General features: G+C 51.6%; 18 protein-coding genes and 1 tRNA gene. 9 read left to right on the top strand and 10 right to left on the bottom strand.

Annotation, left to right across the window (positions count from 1 at the left end):
- Positions 1 to 30 precede the first annotated feature (30 nt).
- Entirely contained in the window at positions 31 to 621 is a 591-nt protein-coding gene (locus MRY86_RS16410) for an RNA polymerase sigma factor (protein WP_293570311.1), read from the bottom strand.
- Positions 622 to 742: 121 nt separating this feature from the next.
- Here MRY86_RS16410 and MRY86_RS16405 point away from each other — a divergent pair, with 121 nt between their 5' ends.
- From MRY86_RS16405 to pbpC, 5 genes are read left to right on the top strand one after another with little or no spacing between them, the layout of a single operon-like run.
- Positions 743 to 1381, top strand: coding sequence for a ribonuclease H family protein (locus tag MRY86_RS16405; protein WP_293570310.1), 639 nt, complete (start codon positions 743 to 745; stop codon positions 1379 to 1381).
- A 28-nt stretch (positions 1382 to 1409) separates the two neighbouring features.
- Positions 1410 to 2450, top strand: coding sequence for a hypothetical protein (locus tag MRY86_RS16400; protein ID WP_293570309.1), 1041 nt, complete (start codon positions 1410 to 1412; stop codon positions 2448 to 2450).
- A 34-nt stretch (positions 2451 to 2484) separates the two neighbouring features.
- On the top strand, positions 2485 to 3216 hold the full coding sequence (locus MRY86_RS16395; RefSeq protein ID WP_293570308.1) for a DUF2071 domain-containing protein: 732 nt from the start codon (positions 2485 to 2487) through the stop codon (positions 3214 to 3216).
- A 56-nt stretch (positions 3217 to 3272) separates the two neighbouring features.
- Positions 3273 to 3728: a hypothetical protein gene (locus MRY86_RS16390; RefSeq protein WP_293570307.1), complete on the top strand. Its 456-nt coding sequence runs from the start codon at positions 3273 to 3275 to the stop codon at positions 3726 to 3728.
- Complete coding sequence (pbpC, locus tag MRY86_RS16385; protein WP_293570306.1) at positions 3700 to 6075, top strand: penicillin-binding protein 1C; 2376 nt, start codon at positions 3700 to 3702, stop codon at positions 6073 to 6075. Before MRY86_RS16390 ends, pbpC begins: the two co-directional genes overlap by 29 nt.
- A gap of 2 nt (positions 6076 to 6077) precedes the next feature.
- Here pbpC and MRY86_RS16380 read toward each other — a convergent pair whose 3' ends face one another.
- A complete protein-coding gene (locus MRY86_RS16380; RefSeq protein WP_293570305.1) occupies positions 6078 to 7235 on the bottom strand; it encodes an FAD-dependent oxidoreductase in 1158 nt (385 codons plus the stop codon).
- 95 nt (positions 7236 to 7330) lie between these two features.
- On the opposite strand from MRY86_RS16380, the gene MRY86_RS16375 reads away from it, so the two are divergent.
- Positions 7331 to 7771 (top strand): DUF4293 domain-containing protein, encoded by a 441-nt coding sequence (locus tag MRY86_RS16375; RefSeq protein WP_293570304.1) that lies wholly within the window; start codon positions 7331 to 7333, stop codon positions 7769 to 7771.
- Between the two features lie 90 nt (positions 7772 to 7861).
- On the opposite strand, the gene MRY86_RS16370 is transcribed toward MRY86_RS16375, so the two are convergent.
- The 7 genes from MRY86_RS16370 to MRY86_RS16340 form a co-directional block, all read right to left on the bottom strand.
- A complete protein-coding gene (locus tag MRY86_RS16370) occupies positions 7862 to 8338 on the bottom strand; it encodes a biopolymer transporter ExbD (RefSeq protein WP_293570303.1) in 477 nt (158 codons plus the stop codon).
- Positions 8339 to 8438: 100 nt separating this feature from the next.
- Positions 8439 to 8993, bottom strand: coding sequence for a biopolymer transporter ExbD (locus MRY86_RS16365; RefSeq protein ID WP_293570302.1), 555 nt, complete (start codon positions 8991 to 8993; stop codon positions 8439 to 8441).
- 10 nt (positions 8994 to 9003) lie between these two features.
- Positions 9004 to 9489 carry a hypothetical protein gene (locus MRY86_RS16360; protein WP_293570301.1) on the bottom strand — a complete coding sequence of 162 codons (486 nt, stop codon included), beginning with the start codon at positions 9487 to 9489 and terminating at the stop codon, positions 9004 to 9006.
- A 15-nt stretch (positions 9490 to 9504) separates the two neighbouring features.
- Positions 9505 to 10344, bottom strand: coding sequence for a MotA/TolQ/ExbB proton channel family protein (locus tag MRY86_RS16355; RefSeq protein ID WP_293570300.1), 840 nt, complete (start codon positions 10342 to 10344; stop codon positions 9505 to 9507).
- A 107-nt stretch (positions 10345 to 10451) separates the two neighbouring features.
- Positions 10452 to 10539, bottom strand: a tRNA-Ser gene (locus MRY86_RS16350).
- 146 nt (positions 10540 to 10685) lie between these two features.
- On the bottom strand, positions 10686 to 11480 hold the full coding sequence (locus MRY86_RS16345; RefSeq protein ID WP_293570299.1) for a TatD family hydrolase: 795 nt from the start codon (positions 11478 to 11480) through the stop codon (positions 10686 to 10688).
- Between the two features lie 158 nt (positions 11481 to 11638).
- Positions 11639 to 12667: a tetratricopeptide repeat protein gene (locus MRY86_RS16340; protein ID WP_293570298.1), complete on the bottom strand. Its 1029-nt coding sequence runs from the start codon at positions 12665 to 12667 to the stop codon at positions 11639 to 11641.
- 106 nt (positions 12668 to 12773) lie between these two features.
- On the opposite strand from MRY86_RS16340, the gene MRY86_RS16335 reads away from it, so the two are divergent.
- A complete protein-coding gene (locus MRY86_RS16335; protein ID WP_293570297.1) occupies positions 12774 to 14387 on the top strand; it encodes a T9SS type A sorting domain-containing protein in 1614 nt (537 codons plus the stop codon).
- Position 14388: 1 nt separating this feature from the next.
- Here MRY86_RS16335 and tsaB read toward each other — a convergent pair whose 3' ends face one another.
- Positions 14389 to 15075 (bottom strand): tRNA (adenosine(37)-N6)-threonylcarbamoyltransferase complex dimerization subunit type 1 TsaB, encoded by a 687-nt coding sequence (tsaB, locus tag MRY86_RS16330; RefSeq protein WP_293570296.1) that lies wholly within the window; start codon positions 15073 to 15075, stop codon positions 14389 to 14391.
- A 213-nt stretch (positions 15076 to 15288) separates the two neighbouring features.
- Between tsaB and prfA the strand changes: the two genes are divergently transcribed.
- Positions 15289 to 16365 (top strand): peptide chain release factor 1, encoded by a 1077-nt coding sequence (prfA, locus tag MRY86_RS16325; protein WP_293570295.1) that lies wholly within the window; start codon positions 15289 to 15291, stop codon positions 16363 to 16365.
- 80 nt (positions 16366 to 16445) lie between these two features.
- Positions 16446 to 17496, top strand: a 1051-nt coding sequence (locus MRY86_RS16320; protein WP_293570294.1) for an Rpn family recombination-promoting nuclease/putative transposase, incomplete at its 3' end; no start/stop codon positions are given.

The raw sequence follows: 17496 nt of genomic DNA, 5'->3' as shown, positions 1-17496 counted from the left end.
TGAAAAATGTGGCACTCCGAGATAACACTTTTAGCTCATCTCGCTAATAATACTTCGGAGTTTCTTTTTGGCACGGCTGTACTGCGACTTGGAAGTAGCTTCGGAAACCTCGAGGATTTCAGCAATTTCCTTGTGGTCATACCCTTCCATAGCGTAAAGGGTAAAGACCACCCGGTACCCATCGGGCAATTGCTGTACCCCACGCTTTACCAGCTCAACGCTGAGGTTGGGGTCATCAGCAGTGGTGCTTTCCCGGTCAGGCTCGTCTGCCACAAACCGGTCTTCCAGTTCCTCCAGCTCTAAACGGTTGCGCTTCAGGTGGTTGATGCAGTTGTTCACTACAATGCGCTTGATCCAGGCCCCAACCGAAGATTGGTACCTGAACGTATGCAGCTTGGTAAATACATCAACGAAGGAGTTCTGTAACAAATCCTCAGCATCATGCTCGTGCCGGAGCATACGCAGGCACACATTGTACATGGCACGGGAGTAAAGCCGGTAAAGCTCAAATTGAGCACGGCGATTGCCGCGCTTGCACTTCTCGACAATGTCCTGATGTGTACTTGCGTAATCCAATTTCAGGTGTTTGTAATCAACAGCGGGTGACTTTAATGCATGCATGACTTTCAGTTGATCGTCTGTACTACATCAATGACTTTATGGTTTTATAAAGGTTGCACGAAAATCCGGAATTCGGAAATTCTCCCTGATGTACCTTATCTTGGCGGCGAAACGAATTGACATGGCGAAGAAAAAAAAGTACTATACGGTTTGGGAGGGTATGACACCCGGGGTTTACGATTCTTGGGCGGCCTGTCAGGCACAAATCAAAGGTTTTCCGAATGCGCGGTATAAGTCCTTTAAAAGCCGGGAGGAAGCAGAAGCGGCTTTCAGGGGTAATTTTGCAGACCATATTTCCAGCGGCAGCCCTTCCACCCGCAAAGCCAAGCCGATAGTCACGGAGGAAGCCCGCAAAGAGATCGTCTGGGATAGCGTCAGCGTGGATGCTGCCTGTAGTGGCAATCCAGGCGTTATGGAATATCAGGGCGTTGACACCAAGACGGAGGCGCAGATTTTCCACAAAAAATTCAGCCTGGGCACCAATAATATTGGCGAATTCCTAGCCATTGTCCATGCCTTGGCCTTATTCCAGCAACAAGGCAAAGACACGCCAATTTATACCGACTCCAGAACAGCTATGGGCTGGGTCAAACGCAAAAAAGCCAACACCAAACTCGTCAAAAATGCCAAAACCAAGCTGCTGCATGAGCTCATCGCCCGGGCAGAAGTCTGGCTGCGCAATAACACCTACAGCAATCCTATTATGAAGTGGGATACGGAGCGCTGGGGCGAAATCCCCGCCGATTTCGGGCGGAAGTAAGCCGGCATTGAATAACCATTGAACCATAATGAGCTATCAGTCCATAAATTCCTGGTGGGTCGTCTTCGCCTTTGGGGTTCTGCTCCCGGGTTGTCAAACGACGACAGAGGTGGAAAATACCATTGAGCCCTCTCCCGGCAAAGTGGTGCACCTGCTGGATAGCATTCAGGCCGCGCAGCAGCTCCAAACGGATAAAAAGGAAGGCTTCTTTGAAAAAATCAGCCCCCTGGATACCCGGCTGCAAATGGGTATACCGCTGGATAGTGCGATTCCAGCGCCTGTCCTCCGAAAAAACTACAAACCCTTCCTGGCCAAACAGGCGATGCCCCTCAAGGCTACAGACCGGGCACTGCTAAAAGCTGCCTTCGAGCAAGCTTATGCCTTATGTGATTCGCTCAACCCCAATTTATTGCCCGATACCGTGCTCTTGGGCAAAATGGAAACCAACATCTTCGGCCCCTCGGTCTATTTCACCCGGGAAAAAGCCATTTTCATTCCCAAAAATGAGCTTTACGAAGGCAACAGGGCGCTGCTCCCGGTTCTACTGCACGAGTTGTTCCACATTATCTCTCGCTATAATTCCGCATTGCGCACCGAACTGTACGCTTTGATCGGATACCAAAGGTTGAATGCCCCGCTGCACTTTCCTCCCCAATTACTGGAGCGGCGCCTGCTCAATCCGGATGGCATAGACCATAACTATGCTATTGAACTGCCTGACAGTACCGGTAAGGCCCAACACTATATTTCCGTCATCACCGCAGATACGGCTGATAACTATCCCGGTAAACGCTATTTTGATTATATTGACTTTAGCCTGTATCCGCTGCTGCCCACAGACACGGGGTATATTGTGCAGCCACAAGGCCTAGCGCCAGAAATCGCGCCCGGTTTTTTCGGGCAGATTGGCGATAATACGGGGTATATTATCCATCCAGACGAAATTCTGGCAGACAATTTCGTACTACTCGTTTTGCGAAAAGCTGGTCCAAAAAACTACGCTGCCCGCCCGCTTTCGGAGCGGGGAGAGACCCTGATCAGACAAATGGAAGCCGTACTAAAGCGCTAAGCAACATGTTTTGATGCCGGAACGTTTTTAAAATATGGCACGAACTTTCCTCACCGCCCACTGGCGCAACCTGATTATGGCCAACTACCTGGTCGACCCCGCCCTGCTCCAACCCTACGTCCCACCCGGTACTGAGCTGGACACCTGGAATGGGCGCTGCTACGCCAGTTTAGTCGGCTTTTTATTTGACCGGACTCGGGTACTTGGGCTGCCCATTCCTTTCCATCAGCGGTTTGAGGAGGTCAACCTGCGGTTTTATGTCCGTTACAATGATGCAGGCGAGTGGAAGCGGGGCGTGGTCTTCATCAGTGAGATTGTTCCAAAGCGGGCCATCACCTGGGTGGCCAATGGGTTGTACGGCGAGCGCTATGCTGCCATGCCCATGCGCCACCTTTGGGAAGAAGGCCCGGAGCAGCAGCGCTACCGCTACGAGTGGCGGCATGCCGGTCATTGGAACCATTTGGAAGTCATGACGCGGGGAGCACCTCAACCTCTGTTGGAAGGTAGCGAGGAGCAATTCATCGCAGAGCATTACTGGGGCTATGCCCGGCGGGGCTCAAAGGGGACGACCGAATACGAAGTCGTGCACCCTTCCTGGGAACTCCGCCCTGTAGTCGGTTATGAGATTAATTGCGATGCGGCCGCCCTTTACGGTGAGGCTTTTGCAGCCCCGCTCTCCGTACGGCCCTCTTCGGTCTTTTTGGCAATCGGTTCAGCAGTAGCCGTAAAAGCCGGGCAGCGTCTGATTCTGGACAAAAACACTTAATTTCAGGTTCAAAAATACGGCAGCCCTATTGCCAACGTTAACAATCAAAACAACGGATGAAAGCTACACTTACCATTCTCGCCCTCCTTGCCCTCCCCTTCCTGGCTGTTGCTCAGGATAAGACGGACCTTGTTCAATGCATTCAGGCCACCCTGGAATATCCGGAGATAGCGAAGGTCCTTGAGGCAGAGTGGGCCAATCAGGAGAAAGTCTACCTGCGCCATAGCGCCACTACGATGACGAATCCACCCCACTTTACCCGCTTGTTTAAGCAACTGCAGGATTCAGATCTGGAAGGGATGGACTTTGAGGTCCATCTGGTTCTGCCTGGGGAAGAAGGCTTTATGCCCAGTGAAGCCAGGGATAGCGGTATCATTGATATCAGCGGTGCCTTTCGGGGCGACCGTATGAGCATTACGCTTTTTGCCTGGTTCCCCAACAATCCCCGGCAGAAGCTGAGCGAAGCCTATGTGCTGGAGCGGTATGAAGACGGCTGGAAAGTTGTTGACTAAAACGCTATCCGTCAAACGATGGGCCTTGCTTCTGGCAGGTCTGATCTTCCTCCTTTGGTATGCCTTTTGCCTGCCCCGGCCTCTGTTCGACGCTCCGCTAAGCGTGGTTTTGGAAGACCGTAACGGACAACTGCTGAGCGCCCGTATCGCAGCAGACGAGCAATGGCGGTTTCCTCCTCCGGATACTATTCCCGGGCGCTTTGAAATTGCCCTGCTCACCTTTGAGGACCAGCGATTTTATAACCATCCTGGCATTGACCCGATTGGGCTTGGGCGTGCTGTTGTGCAAAACCTGCGTGCAGGGCGGATTGTAAGTGGTGGTTCCACACTCAGTATGCAGGTCATCCGGATGGCGCAGGGCAATCCACCCCGGACCTTTTTGAGAAAAATTCAGGAGATGCTCCTCGCTACACGTCTGGAGCTCCGGTTTTCCAAGTCCGAGATCCTCCGGCACTACGCTACGCATGCCCCCTTTGGTGGAAATGTGGTTGGGCTTGAAGCCGCTTCCTGGCGCTACTTTGGCAAGCCCCCTACCCTGCTGTCCTGGGCAGAGGCGGCTATGCTCGCCGTACTCCCCAATCAGCCTGGGCTCATCCACCCCAGCCGCAACCGGAAAGCCCTATTTCAAAAGCGTAACCGCCTGCTCAACCGGCTGGGAGCAGCAGGCCATCTCGATACCCTGACCCTGGAATTGGCACTGGATGAACCGTTGCCGGAAGCCCCCCTGCCGCTACCCCAACACGCCCCACACCTTTTGGGCAGCGCGATGAACAACGGGCAGTCCGGCCGCCTGCAAACCACCCTTGACGCCCAGTTGCAACAGCAAGCTACCCGACTGCTCCAGGCACATCAGGCGCAGCTGGCGGGCAATCAGATTCACAATCTCGCGGCCCTGATCCTGGATGTGGAGACCGGTGATGTACTCGCTTACGTAGGTAATGTCCTTGGTGCCGGAGCAGTGCACGACGATTGGGTGGATATTATCCCGGCTCCGAGAAGCACGGGCAGTATCCTAAAGCCCTTTTTGTACGCCTTTGCCTTGCAGGAGGGGCTCATTACACCCCAGCGGCTGCTTTCTGATATCCCCATGCGGCTCAGTGGGTATCAGCCGGAAAATTATCATGAAGATTTTGATGGCGTGGTTGCCGCTGAGCGGGCCCTTGCCCGTTCCCTCAATGTACCGATGGTGGAGTTGCTGTCCGCCTATGGCCTGGAGAAATTCCACTACCGCCTGGAACAGATTGGTATGACGACGCTGGTACATCCACCGGGGCACTATGGCCTCCCGCTTGTATTAGGGGGTGCGGAAGGATCCCTTTGGGAGATCACCGGCATCTATGCCAGTATGGCCCGGATGCTTAGCCATACCTACGATTACAATGGCCAGTACAACCCGGCTGACTTTCGCCCTGCACGTTACCTGCCCGCCATTGATCCAAAAGTACCGCTGCAGGATGCCCCTCAACCTATGAGTGCTGGTGCTGCCTGGCTGACCTTTCAGGCGATGCAGCAGGTGGAACGCCCGGCCAGTGAGGGCGGGTGGAAAGTTTTTGAATCCAGCCGGCGGATTGCCTGGAAAACCGGCACCAGCTTTGGATTTCGGGATGCCTGGGCCATTGGCGTAACGCCTCGGTTTGCGGTAGGAGTCTGGGCAGGGAATGCCGATGGTGAAGGACGCCCCGGCCTGGTGGGGGTGAAAGCCGCAGCACCGGTACTGTTCGACCTTTTTAAGCTGCTGCCTTCATCAGGAGATTGGTTCCCTGCGCCTTATGACAACCTCCAACCAACAGTCATTTGCCGGGAAAGCGGTTACCAGGCCGGACCGGCTTGCCCAAAGGATACCATACAAGTTCCCCGAACAGCAACCGGGCTTCAGCCCTGCCCTTTTCATGAAGTCATACACCTGGATGAGAGCGGTCAATTCAGGGTAAATGCAGATTGTTATCCGCCTGAGCGGATGCAGCCCGCTCCCTGGTTCGTCCTCCCCCCCACCGAAGCGCATTACTATGCCCGACGCAACCCTGCTCATAAGCCGCTCCCGCCCTATCTCACAGGTTGCGGTGAGTTGGGAGATAGCCCTATGGAACTGGTCTACCCGAAATATCCGACCCGCATCCTTGTGCCCCGCGACCTGGATGGCAGCCGCTCCCGTACGGTATTCACGGTAGCGCACCGGCAGCCTGAGACGGAAATCTACTGGCATCTGAACGAGACCTTCATCGGGCGTACTACTCAGTTTCACACTATGGAACTCGATCCGCCTCCCGGAAAGCATTTGCTGACGCTTGTAGATGAGGAGGGGCATCGGCTGGAACAGCCCTTTGAGATTATTGCAAAGCAGGAGTAATTTTACCTTAGCAACTCATCGATTCCTTCCTCTCCAATAAGAGTGCCAATGGCGACCCCCATGCCCCCCAGGCGCACCGACGCTACTACGCGGTCAGAGATGTGCCGGATGACTGGCCGTTTGCGGCGGCCAACGCCCAGTATCCCACTCCACCAATGAGCTACTCCAACGTCCTGCCCGGGAAGGATAACCTCCCGCAGCAAACGGACCAAGGCAGAACGGATGAGCGGTGTGGTGCCAAATTCAGAAGTCGCCTCGGCTTCGGTATCGAGATTGCGGCCGCCTCCGAGTAATATGCGGTTATCAATATTGCGGAAGTAAAAATAGCCCCGGTCGTAGTGAAAGGCACCGCGGATTTTTAGCGCTTTGACAGGCTCTGTGATCAGTACCTGATTGCGGGCAGGCCGAACTTTCAAATCAGGTAATAGCTGCCGGGCGAAGCCATTGGTGCAAACCAGAACCTGTCGGGCACTGACGGACCAGCCCAGGGTTGTTTCCACTTCCACTTTTGTACCTGTATCGTGCACAGCTTCTACCCCCAGGCCTGTATAGATGAAAATGTTAGCGGCCCGGGCCTTTTCGAGCAAGGCTCTGACCATCTCGCCAGTATGCAGTTGTCCTTCTGCCTGATTTTTGATCAGGTAGCGTACGCCTTTCAGACCAAAATCCGCAGCAGCATCGTGCCTCCTTTGATAGGTTTCTGCCAGCCCGGTAATGGATTTTAGTCTGCGGTTGAAACCGGTAATTTGGTCCGCACAGGTCTGATATCGTTCCGCTTCTTCGGCACGGAAGAGTTCAAATCCACCCAGAGGTTCATACCGGATAGCCGCATCACCAAGGAGTGCTCTAAGCCGTTGCAGCCCTTTCCAGCGCCGCTCCACCAACGCCCAGACCTCGTCTTCCGGGCTTTCGGTCATATCATCGAGCAGCTCGGAGACACTCCCAAAGCAGGCGAAGCCCGCATTGCGGGTACTGGCCCCCACAGGCAAGGGGCCACGTTCCAGTATAAGGATTTTGGCATTGGGTGCTTTTTCCCGGGCGCGCAGCGCAGCGCTCAGCCCTACGATACCAGCACCGATGATGACGATATCAATATCCGAAAAGAAGGAAGCATGCTCCCAGTAGCTGAGCTGATAACGTAAAGAAGTGAGTTGTGGCAATGTATCAATAGTTTTAGCGGAAAGCTAATATACGGCCTGCTGATGAGAGTCTTTCAAATGATCCTTATCTTCGCGCTAAACAACCGAAACAGACTATGATTCAAAGAATTCAATCTATCTTCTTGTTTTTGGCAGGAGGGGCTTCGCTAGGTGTGTTTGGACTACCTTTTGCCACAACACCACAGGCGATTGAAAGCTCAATGATTTTTGGAGATGCGTTGTACAATGTGAATGATCAGGTAGGGCTTTCTGTGCTCTTTGGCCTGGCCGGGGCATTAGCGCTCATCGCAATTTTTCTTTTCCGTAACCGTGGCTTACAGTCTAAGGCGAGCCTTTCTGCACTCATCCTGAATATTGGAGGGTTAGCATTTGCCCTTTACTACCTCACTCAAAACCTGACGGAAGCAGGCAAAGCAGCGATTGAGTTTGCCTTTGGGGCTACATTCCCGGTCATTGCGGTTTTTTTCTGCTTCCTGGCTTACCGGTTTATTAAGAAGGATGACAAACTTGTTAAGTCAATGGACCGCTTACGGTAGCTACTGATCTCTATTAAACCTAAAAGCGCCTTTTACCAGATGATTGTCCAGTAAAAGGCGCTTTTTATGAAATAATGAACAGAGTAAAATCTATTCTTTCGCGTTCGGATCCTTCTTAGCAGAGTAGTTCACTTTAAGCTGGCCCGACTTACGAAGCTGGGTCTTCACATCCGTAACGATGCCCATTGTCACTTCACCATCTACGCGGAGGGAAGAAGTGATCTGACCGTGACGTGCTTCCGGCACTTTGATCTTGTGCTTTTCCAGAAACAGTGGAATGTCAGAAATGGTAGCGAACTTATCACCGAGTTGAAGCCTTGGCTTTGTACCGTAAATGTCTCGGTACTTCTGCGTTGGCCGACCGATATACAAGTAGTTAACCAGCGACTTTTCCTCCAGCTTTGTGAGCTCCGATGCGTAAGGTGTAGAAACCTTCACCATCAACTCTGCATCTCGCAGTACGGTTACCACCATAAAGAAGAACAGCAGCATGAAGATAATATCAGGAAGCGAAGCTGTAGAAACTTCTGGTTTAGATTTTCCTCTCTTTTTAGAAAACTTAGCCATAGTTAATCAATTTTAACTGCCCATTCAGGCAAAGGGGTGAAAGAAATAAGGCGGTAGTTTTTCGACTGAGGGGATAAGCCCAAACCTATCCCCATACCGTCTACTCCTCACCGAAGGCTGTTGGTTCAGCTTCCGAGAGTACAAAAGGTATCTCTTCCCGAATTGCTTTCTTGTACGCAAAGGGCATATCTTCGCTGTACGGAATACCGTATCTACGCTGACTGAGCTCATCCCACAGCTCAGAGTAAGCTGCTTTCAACTCATTGTAAACGGTCAGGTAGGCATCATAAGATGTACCCCGGTCGTTTTTGAGTGAAATAATGGCTTTAGTAGGCTTTTCGGCCAAATTCTCTAATTTGCTGGGATTGCTAATGAACTCTTTCGCACGTCCACGCAGTTCTTCAACACGTGACGGTTCACCACGAACCAAAAGCTGATCCTGCGCATTAACAAGTACTGAAAAGACATTCCGCTTTTTCAGCTTGGTAATATCAGGCTCCTCTTCAGACCAAGGTGGTAGTTTAACTGTAATCCCCTTGTCCTCGACGATAGTTGTCGTGACGAGGAAGAAGATCAGGAGCAGGAAGGCAATATCGGCCATAGAGCCTGCATTGATCTCATTACTCATCCGATCTCTGGTGCTCGTTTTTGCCATAATGCCTTATTTATTTGAACAGGTTAGTAATCTCAGATACCACAAAGGCTGCTGCCGCCACCACTACCAAGACGATAGTTGTGGAGATGCCGCCGCTGATGAACTTGAGGTTCCCTTCGGTAAATACAGCACCACCTTGCTCAAACTTGTCGATAGCACCCTGAATATATGGACTTACACTTGTATCTGTCATAGAATAGGAGACAAAGAAGATAACCAGCAGCGCAGCGAAGCCTAAAATCCCCTTCATGGAGCTTTTGAAGCTGGTTACTACCTGAAACAGACCGAAGATGACCATCGCGAAGGCTGCAATGATTGCCAGTGCAATCGCACCGTACAAGCCAAAGTCGAAGATGGTGGTTTCCATCTGCTTCTCTTCCGCCATCGCTGTAAATTCACCCATATTGGAGACTACAGAGATCAGGAAGATCACGGTTATCAGAACTCCTAAACCGAAGGCCAGTGTTTGACCATTTTTGGTTAGAAATTTATACATAATAGTTGGTTTCTCTTACTGCTTGAAAATGTTGTTTGACGCCATGATGTCTACCAGTGCGATAGATGCATCTTCCATTTTGTTTACGATACCGTCGATCTTGGAGACGATATAGTTGTAGAAGATTTGCAGGATAATCGCAGTGATCAGACCGAATACGGTCGTCAAAAGGGCTACCTTAATACCACCAGCAACTACTGAAGGAGAAAGGTCACCTACCGCCTCGATACGGTCGAATGCCTGAATCATACCGATTACGGTACCCATAAAGCCAAGCATCGGTGCAATTGCGATGAAAAGAGAAATCCAAACCAGACCACGCTCAAGCAAGCCCATCTGGACGCTACCGTAGGAAACGATGGCTTTTTCAACAGCTTCAGCGCCATCATCAGCGTTCTTCAGCCCTTCGTAAAGGATGCTCGCAGTTGGACCCTGAGTAGACTTGCATACTTCCATTGCGCCCTGTACATCACCAGACTTGAGGTGCTCGTCGATACGGGCAAGCAGCTTGTCGGTGTTGGTGGTTGCGATGTTCAGTGTGATGATACGCTCAATACAGAACGCAAGACCGAGGATCAGACACACGAGTACGAAACTCATAAAGCGCCAGTCACCATCGATGAAGTACTTTTTCAGCACTTGATAGCCGCTTTGCTCAGCGCCTGCTTCTTCTTCACCTGCTTCATCAACAGGTGCTTCAGGCTCGATGGGGTCCACTTCTGCCTCAGCAGCGGTGGTGGTGTCTTCCATTTGCTCAGTTGCAGTAGTGTCGGTATCGCCATCCTGAGCATACACGAAATTCCCGGAGAAAACTGCTAAGCCGAGTACCAGCAGCAGTGCTATTAATTTTCGCATAGTCAATAAGGTTTTTTCGATTGTTTTTTAAAAGTTAGTCAAACCAGTTAAAGTTGGAAATCGTACAAAATCTGCTCCGGAAATCCCAGCTACAGATATTGCGCTTGCGGAGAGAGAGGGATTCGAACCCTCGATACTGGGTTACAGTATACACGCTTTCCAGGCGTGCCTCTTCAGCCACTCGAGCACCTCTCCGTTCAATATTCCAACGCCGCTTCTACCAGCGGCGCACGAGCAAATATAATTATTAAGCGTCTTTTGCCAATATCAAGGCACACAAAAATTGTAAAAAGATATTACAAATCCTAATTAGCGCTTATTCAAACTGATTTATACCTTAATTATAATAAGGCTTGGGAAGCCAGTTTCTCTACCTTAAACAGAGCTTCTGCATTTGCGGTAGTCTGACGGGCGACTTCCGCAAAGGGCACCTGCTGTACGGCCGCGATCTTCTCGGCCACCAGACGGACATAGGCACTTTCATTGCGCTTGCCTCGTTTGGGGGCAGGAGCCAGGTAAGGCGCATCAGTCTCCAGCACCAGGTGCTCCAGGCGGATATCCTTCACCACTTTATCCAGGCCGCCGTTCTTAAAGGTCACTACACCTCCAATACCCAGGTAAAAATCTAAATCAATAATACGCTTTGCTTCTTCCAGCGAACCGGTGAAACAGTGAAAAATCCCCCGAAGTTGCTCGTCCTTTTGCTCTTCCAGGATTTCCAGCACTTCTGCCGTAGCATCACGGGAATGAATCACGATCGGGATATCAAGGGATTTTGCCCATTGGATTTGCTGACGGAAAGCGTCTTGCTGCTGACGAAAATGGGTTTTGTCCCAATATAAGTCGATACCGATCTCCCCGATGGCACAAAACGGCCGCTCTCCCAGCCACTTTTCCACTACCGCCAGTTCTTCCTTATAGTCTTCTTTGATAGAGCACGGATGGATGCCCATCATTGCAAAACATTGCCCCGGATAGTCTTCTTCCATCTGTAGCATGCCCTCGATAGAGGCGTGGTCTATATTGGGCAGAAAAAACCAGTCGACCCCGCTGTCCATAGCCCGCTCCATCATCTCTGCCCGGTCGGCATCAAATTTCCGGGAGTACAAATGCGCGTGTGTGTCTATCAGCCTCATGTATTCATTTTAGATTCTGTCAACGCTGCAAAGGTAAAGATTCAAAATGAAGGTTTTTTGGTGGGCAGCAGGAAGATTTATTTATATCTGGTACTTCACTAGCCATTTATGGTGTACCTGAGTTCCTTAAATCACATATTGCCCCCATAAAGATTTGCCTAACCCGCTTCCTTTAACCCGTCCAATCGTTGCTGTGCCTGCTCATAGTCCGGCGCCATGCGCAGGGCCTGCTCGTAATCCGCTTTAGCCTCGGCTGCTTTGCCCTGCATTTCCCGGCTCAGCCCACGAAAGTAGTAACCTCTGATGTGGGTTGGGGAAGTTTTGACAGTTAGGTCGAATTGTTGCTCAGCTTTAGCCACAGAGTCCATATCGAGATACAACAGGCCTGAATTGAAGTAAGCTTCGTCGTACTGCGGGTCAATCGTGATGATCTTACGGTACAATTCAACTGCGCCTTCCAGGTCATTAGTTGTGGTCAGGTAATCCGCTTTGGCATGCAGGGCAGTGATATCATTTGGTGCGATCCGGGTGGCATTATCAAAGTAACGCAGCGCCAGGGGATCGCCCAACCCGGCGTAAAGCTGCCCCAGGTTGATCCAGCCATCAATAATGTTCGCATCGAGCTCCACTGCCTTTTGATAACTGTTAATGGCCCGCACCGTATCCTGCCGCTCTTCAAAGTTCATCCCGAACATAAAATAGGCTTCTGCGTTCTGCGGGTCAATTTTGAGCACCCGGTCGATGGCTTTCATAGACTCCTCATATTGAGTGAGAATGAGATGGTATTCGCTCAGCTTCAGCAGGGTGGGAATGTTCTCCGGGAAGCGCTCCGCCGCACGCTTAAGAATTTCAACAGCCTGCCGGGATTTGAAATAGTCCATATGGGCATCCGCCAGCTTATGGTAATAAACGGGCTGTGTCGTGTCCAGCTGAATGGCCTTGGTATAGTCGCGGATGGCTTCATCGTAGCCGCGGTTTTCATAAAACACATCGCCCCGCTGCACGTATAACTCGGGGTCAGTCCGATCAGCAGCGATCGCCTGCGTCAAGCCATCGATCGTCGGATTGCCGGTCTGACCCAGCTCAGGCTCATCACTTTGGCCCTGCTCTTGTGTACCGCCGCCACAGGCGTTTATCGCCAGTGCCGCCAACAGTGTGAGAAAGGGGAAAAACATTTTAGCTTTCATAGAGTATGTAACGTTGATTACAATTAAGATGCGCGAAGTTAGTTATTTTACCGATTCTTCAAGAGCGGATGGTGCATCCGCAGTTGTCACGAAAACTTCATTCCGCATGAAAACGCTCTGCCTTCTCCTTCTGTTTGGCCCGGTGCTGGTCTTTTCCCAAACCTGGCCACTGCTCCGGACCGTGGATGGGGACAACTTTGAGTCCGTGGATGCCCTGCTGCCACTACGAGACGGGGGTACCCTCATCGCTGGGACTTACTTTGGCTCTTCTGCATTCCCGGATGGCACGCCCAGCTCCGGAAAAGCAGACCTGTTTTTGGCAGGTTATGATGTAAATGGCGATCTAAACTGGTTTTTGGAAGGCGGCGATCAGGAAAACGAAACCGTAAGCGGTTTAGCCGAACTCCCAAATGGCGACATCGCAATAGCTGGCAGCTACTGGTTCAATTTGCCCCTCGGAGATACCGTACTGACAACCGGCAGCAGTGTAAGGTCGTTATTTTTGGGCCGGCTCACCCCGCAAGGACATTTGGTTTGGGCTAAGCGCCTAAGCGGTGACGGGCTGAAAGACATCGCCGATGTAGGAGTTCTGCCCGACAGCTCAATCGTCATCGCCGGTTTTTTCAGAAATACGCTGGAGCTTGGAGACAGCACGCTTGTGACCGAAGCCGAACCGGGCAGCACCTCTCTTTTTGTTGCGGCCTATGCTCCCGATGGCCAACTGCGTTGGGTAAGTCAGGCTGGCGGAGCAGATGACCTGCGCATTACAGCCATGGCGGTCGGCCCGGAAGGCCAAATCGGCGTAGGCGGTAATTTCAATGGCGTTTCTGAACTGGCCGGTACTACGCTCGATGCTGGCTTTTTCAATCAGGATGTGTTTCTCGCCGCCTTCTCCCCTACCGGCATACCGCTCTGGGCACGTGACCTGGGGGGCGTAATTGACGACAACCTGCAGGACGTTGCCATCGACACCGCCGGAAACCTATACGCTACCGGCAACATCATCGGCGTCATGAACCTGTCTGAGGATTTCAGCATCGAAAGCAGCAATGGCAATGACGACTGCTTCCTGGTCAAGTACAGTGCTGACGGCATACCGCTCTGGGGACGGGCATTGGGTGGCCCTGATGTACAGGATGGGCTAAGTATCGCAGTACAACGCGACTTCGTGGTCATTGGTGGCGGCTTTCAGGGCAGCATTGGCTGGGATGGGCTGGGTGCTGACGTAGGCGAGGACGGCATCATCTGGGGGCTCATTGCCGCTTTTACACCTGATGGCGATGCCCGGTGGCTGCGTACACTGCCTACCAATGACTTTGGACTGATCGAATGCCTGGCTTTCTCCAGTGAGCAGCAACTGTATGCCGGGGGGAGTTTTGGGAAAACGGGCGCTTTCAACGGTGAAACAATTCTGAGCGATGGCCCCAATAGCGGCTTCTGGGGTCGGCTAACCGACCTTTTATCTCCAATCCCAATGGATTCAGAACCAGAGGCAGTCCCTGTCGTGGCATTCCCAAACCCAACAAAGGGCAAGGTACAGCTGGCAAATATCCCTATGAATGCTAAGGTCTCCATATTCAACGCAGTAGGGCAACCTGTAGGCCCATCCGTTTCCGCGACCATGACGGTCGATCTCTCCTACTTGCCAAAAGGCTGGTATGTGCTGCGGGTGGAAAATGAACTTGGGGCAATCCGTACATTAAGGATACTAAAGCAGTAAGTTAAAGCAATTTCTTTTTCGATTTAGTGACATTCGGCGCCTTGAGGTAGAAAGGGCTGTAGTAAGCCACATCTTCAAACTGTTCCGCTTCGTACCGCTTTAAGGCTAGTGGGATCAGGTGCGCAGCCGAGCAAACCACCGGGCTAAAGACGATTCCGGATGCCGGAAGTACCTTTTTGCATTTTTCAGCCCCGTTACCGGAAAGAATCAGCGGGATGCCTTTATCCAGCTCCTCTTGAAAGGTCTCCGCTGCCACGATAAGCGGGGCTGCTTCAGTGAGTCGCTCATTGGTGGCATCAAAACGAGCCGTGTAGACCTCCATGCGGCGGGCATCGATCATGGGCAGATAGAGCCCTTCTTCCCGTTCCTTGTTCAGGCTGGCCAGGGCGAGAGATTGTAAAGTGTCTACGGCAATCAGGGGCTTATCCAGCGTGTAGCAGATGCCTTTGGCAGTTGAAGTACCCACCCGCAGGGACGTGTAGGACCCCGGGCCGCTACTCACACTAACCGCATCCAATTCTGACAGGGAGAGGCGGGCTTGTCCGAGCACCGATTGAATCAGGAGGGTGATCTGTGCCGCGTGCTGCCGGACACCATCTGCCGTTTGTATGCTGAGCAATTGCAACCCATCACTGACTGCAATGGAGCAAATATCTGTCGCCGTTTCTATGTGGAGTATTCTAGCCATATTGACGTGCAAAAGTAAGAAAGCCCGGGCAGGGAACTCAAATTCCGCTCCTTTTTGTTTTCTCTGTGCGGTACAGGTGTTAACTTTGCCGTCCAAATTGAAGCAGAATGAACCTCATCAACAGCATTCCGTACCAGTTCATGTAGCGTAGTGTACCGCACTACCCCTCTCCTTTTTTTCTTTTCCATCCTCATTTAACAAACGATAAGAATCATGCTGGATAAGCTCGAAGCCATAAAAGACCGTTACCTCTACCTGGAAGAACAGATGGCCGACCCGGAAGTCATTTCCGATATGGACCGCTACACTAAAATTGGTAAGGAGTATAAAGACCTTAAGCCTATTGTGGAAGCCCACGACGCCTACGCGGAGTTGCTCGGCAATATTGAGACCGCCCAGGAAATGATCAAAGAGGAAGATGGCGAAATGCGTGAAATGGCTAAAATGGAGCTGGAGGAGCTCCTGCCCCAAAGAGAACAAATGGAAGAGGAAATCAAAATGCTCCTCATCCCGAAAGACCCCGAAGACACCAAAGATGTGATCTTCGAAATCCGCTCCGGTACCGGGGGGGACGAAGCCAGCCTGTTTGCCGGCGATCTCTACCGTATGTATTCCCGCTACTTTGACACCAAGGGGCTCAAAACGGAAGCCGTAAGCGTTAACGAAGGCACCGTAGGCGGTTATAACAAAATCGTCCTGGAAGTCAGTGGTGAAGATGTGTACGGTTTGTTGAAATTCGAATCTGGTGCCCACCGGGTACAGCGCATTCCCCAAACAGAGTCTCAGGGCCGGGTGCATACGTCTGCCGCCACTGTGGTCGTAATGCCCAAGCTCGAGATGGAGGACGTAGATATTAACAAGGCTGATCTTAAAGTCGATACCTACCGTTCCAGCGGTGCGGGTGGTCAGCACGTCAACAAGACAGAATCAGCGGTACGGATTACCCACCTGCCAACCGGTATTGTCTCGGAAAGCCAGGACGGGCGCTCACAAATCAAGAACCGCGAAATTGCCCTAAACCGCCTGTATGTAAAGATCATGGAAGTCCGCCGGCAGGAGTACGAATCCGAGCAGGCCGCCAAGCGGAAATCTCTCGTTGGCTCGGGCGACCGGGCGGGTAAAATCCGTACCTACAACTACCCGCAAAACCGCGTCACCGACCACCGCCTCGAAGGGGAGCACAAGAACTTCCCACTTCAAACCATCATTGAAGGCGACCTCGACCCCATCATCGAGCAGCTGAAGGTGACGGAAAATGCCGAGCGCATGAAGGAAGGGGCGGATGCATAAATCAACTCGATACATTTTGCGTTAAAAAATACTTTATTTAAATAAATTTTGTATTTTGGGGCAGGCGCAACCTCTGTACCATGCCCCAAAACATAAATGTCCATCAACCAGATGACCGCTTCTTCAAGTCAGCTATGAGCGACCCGGAGGTGGTCAAAGCTTATCTTCAGCATTTCTATCCTGAAATTGCTGCTATTGCTGACCTCAATACGCTGCAGCAGCAGAATACGCAGTCTATGCGCCCCAATTTAAAGCTGTTCAGCGCTGATGTCGTGTACCGGTGCCAGCTGAAAGGCGGCAGTGGGCAGCATTTTCATTTCTGCCTGCTGTTCGAGCACAAATCAGAGCCGGACGAGCACGTTGCTGTACAAATAGGACTGTATATTTTCCTGCTCCTGCGCGAACAAGTGAAAGCTCAAAAGCAGCCGTTGGAACCGGTGCTGCCTTTATTGTTTTACAATGGGAAAGCAACATGGCGGCCTAAGCGCATCAGAGAAATCTTTAGGGGGCACCCTGGTTGTGAGGTTTTGAAGCCCTACCTGCCGGATTTTGATTTCCTGTTTGAAGATGCCCACCGTTTGCCACCGGAAGTGCTGCTGAAGCTTGACCTGAGCTACTTCCGATCCACTGTACTGTCGATGGCGCTTCGGCACAAGCCAGACTTGATCTTTGAGTATATAGCGTTTATCTTTGAAGGGGCAGAAGACAGCGATCAGGTGCTTTCCATCATAACGTATATCCTGGGCGTAGCTGAGCGCTCCCCGAAGAGATTCCTGGAGGAACTGGAAAACACCGAATTCACGACAAAACCGAATGTGATGAGTACATTAGAACAATTATTGGAAATGGGCCGGGAGGAAGGCTTGGAGAGAGGTCGGGAGGAAGGCATCTACAAAAACAGCATCCTAAACCTGCTCAAAACCGCTGTGCATTTCCCAGACTGGCCCGCTAAAAAATTAGCAGACTTCACAGAGCTGAGCATGGAGGTGGTGGCCGCTTTTCTGTCTGTCAAATCAGAGGGAGATGCCGCCGCATTGAATAAATATGTTCGCGAAGACTTACTTACAGATATCCCCCTGAGCGGCGAAGAGAAGGATAAACTGCACGGGCTGATTGGCCAGTTGGTGGATG

Origin of the sequence: Phaeodactylibacter sp., from assembly GCF_022763345.1 — a bacterium.
Taxonomy (GTDB): domain Bacteria; phylum Bacteroidota; class Bacteroidia; order Chitinophagales; family Saprospiraceae; genus Phaeodactylibacter.
This window is presented reverse-complemented; position numbering and strand designations above follow the sequence as displayed.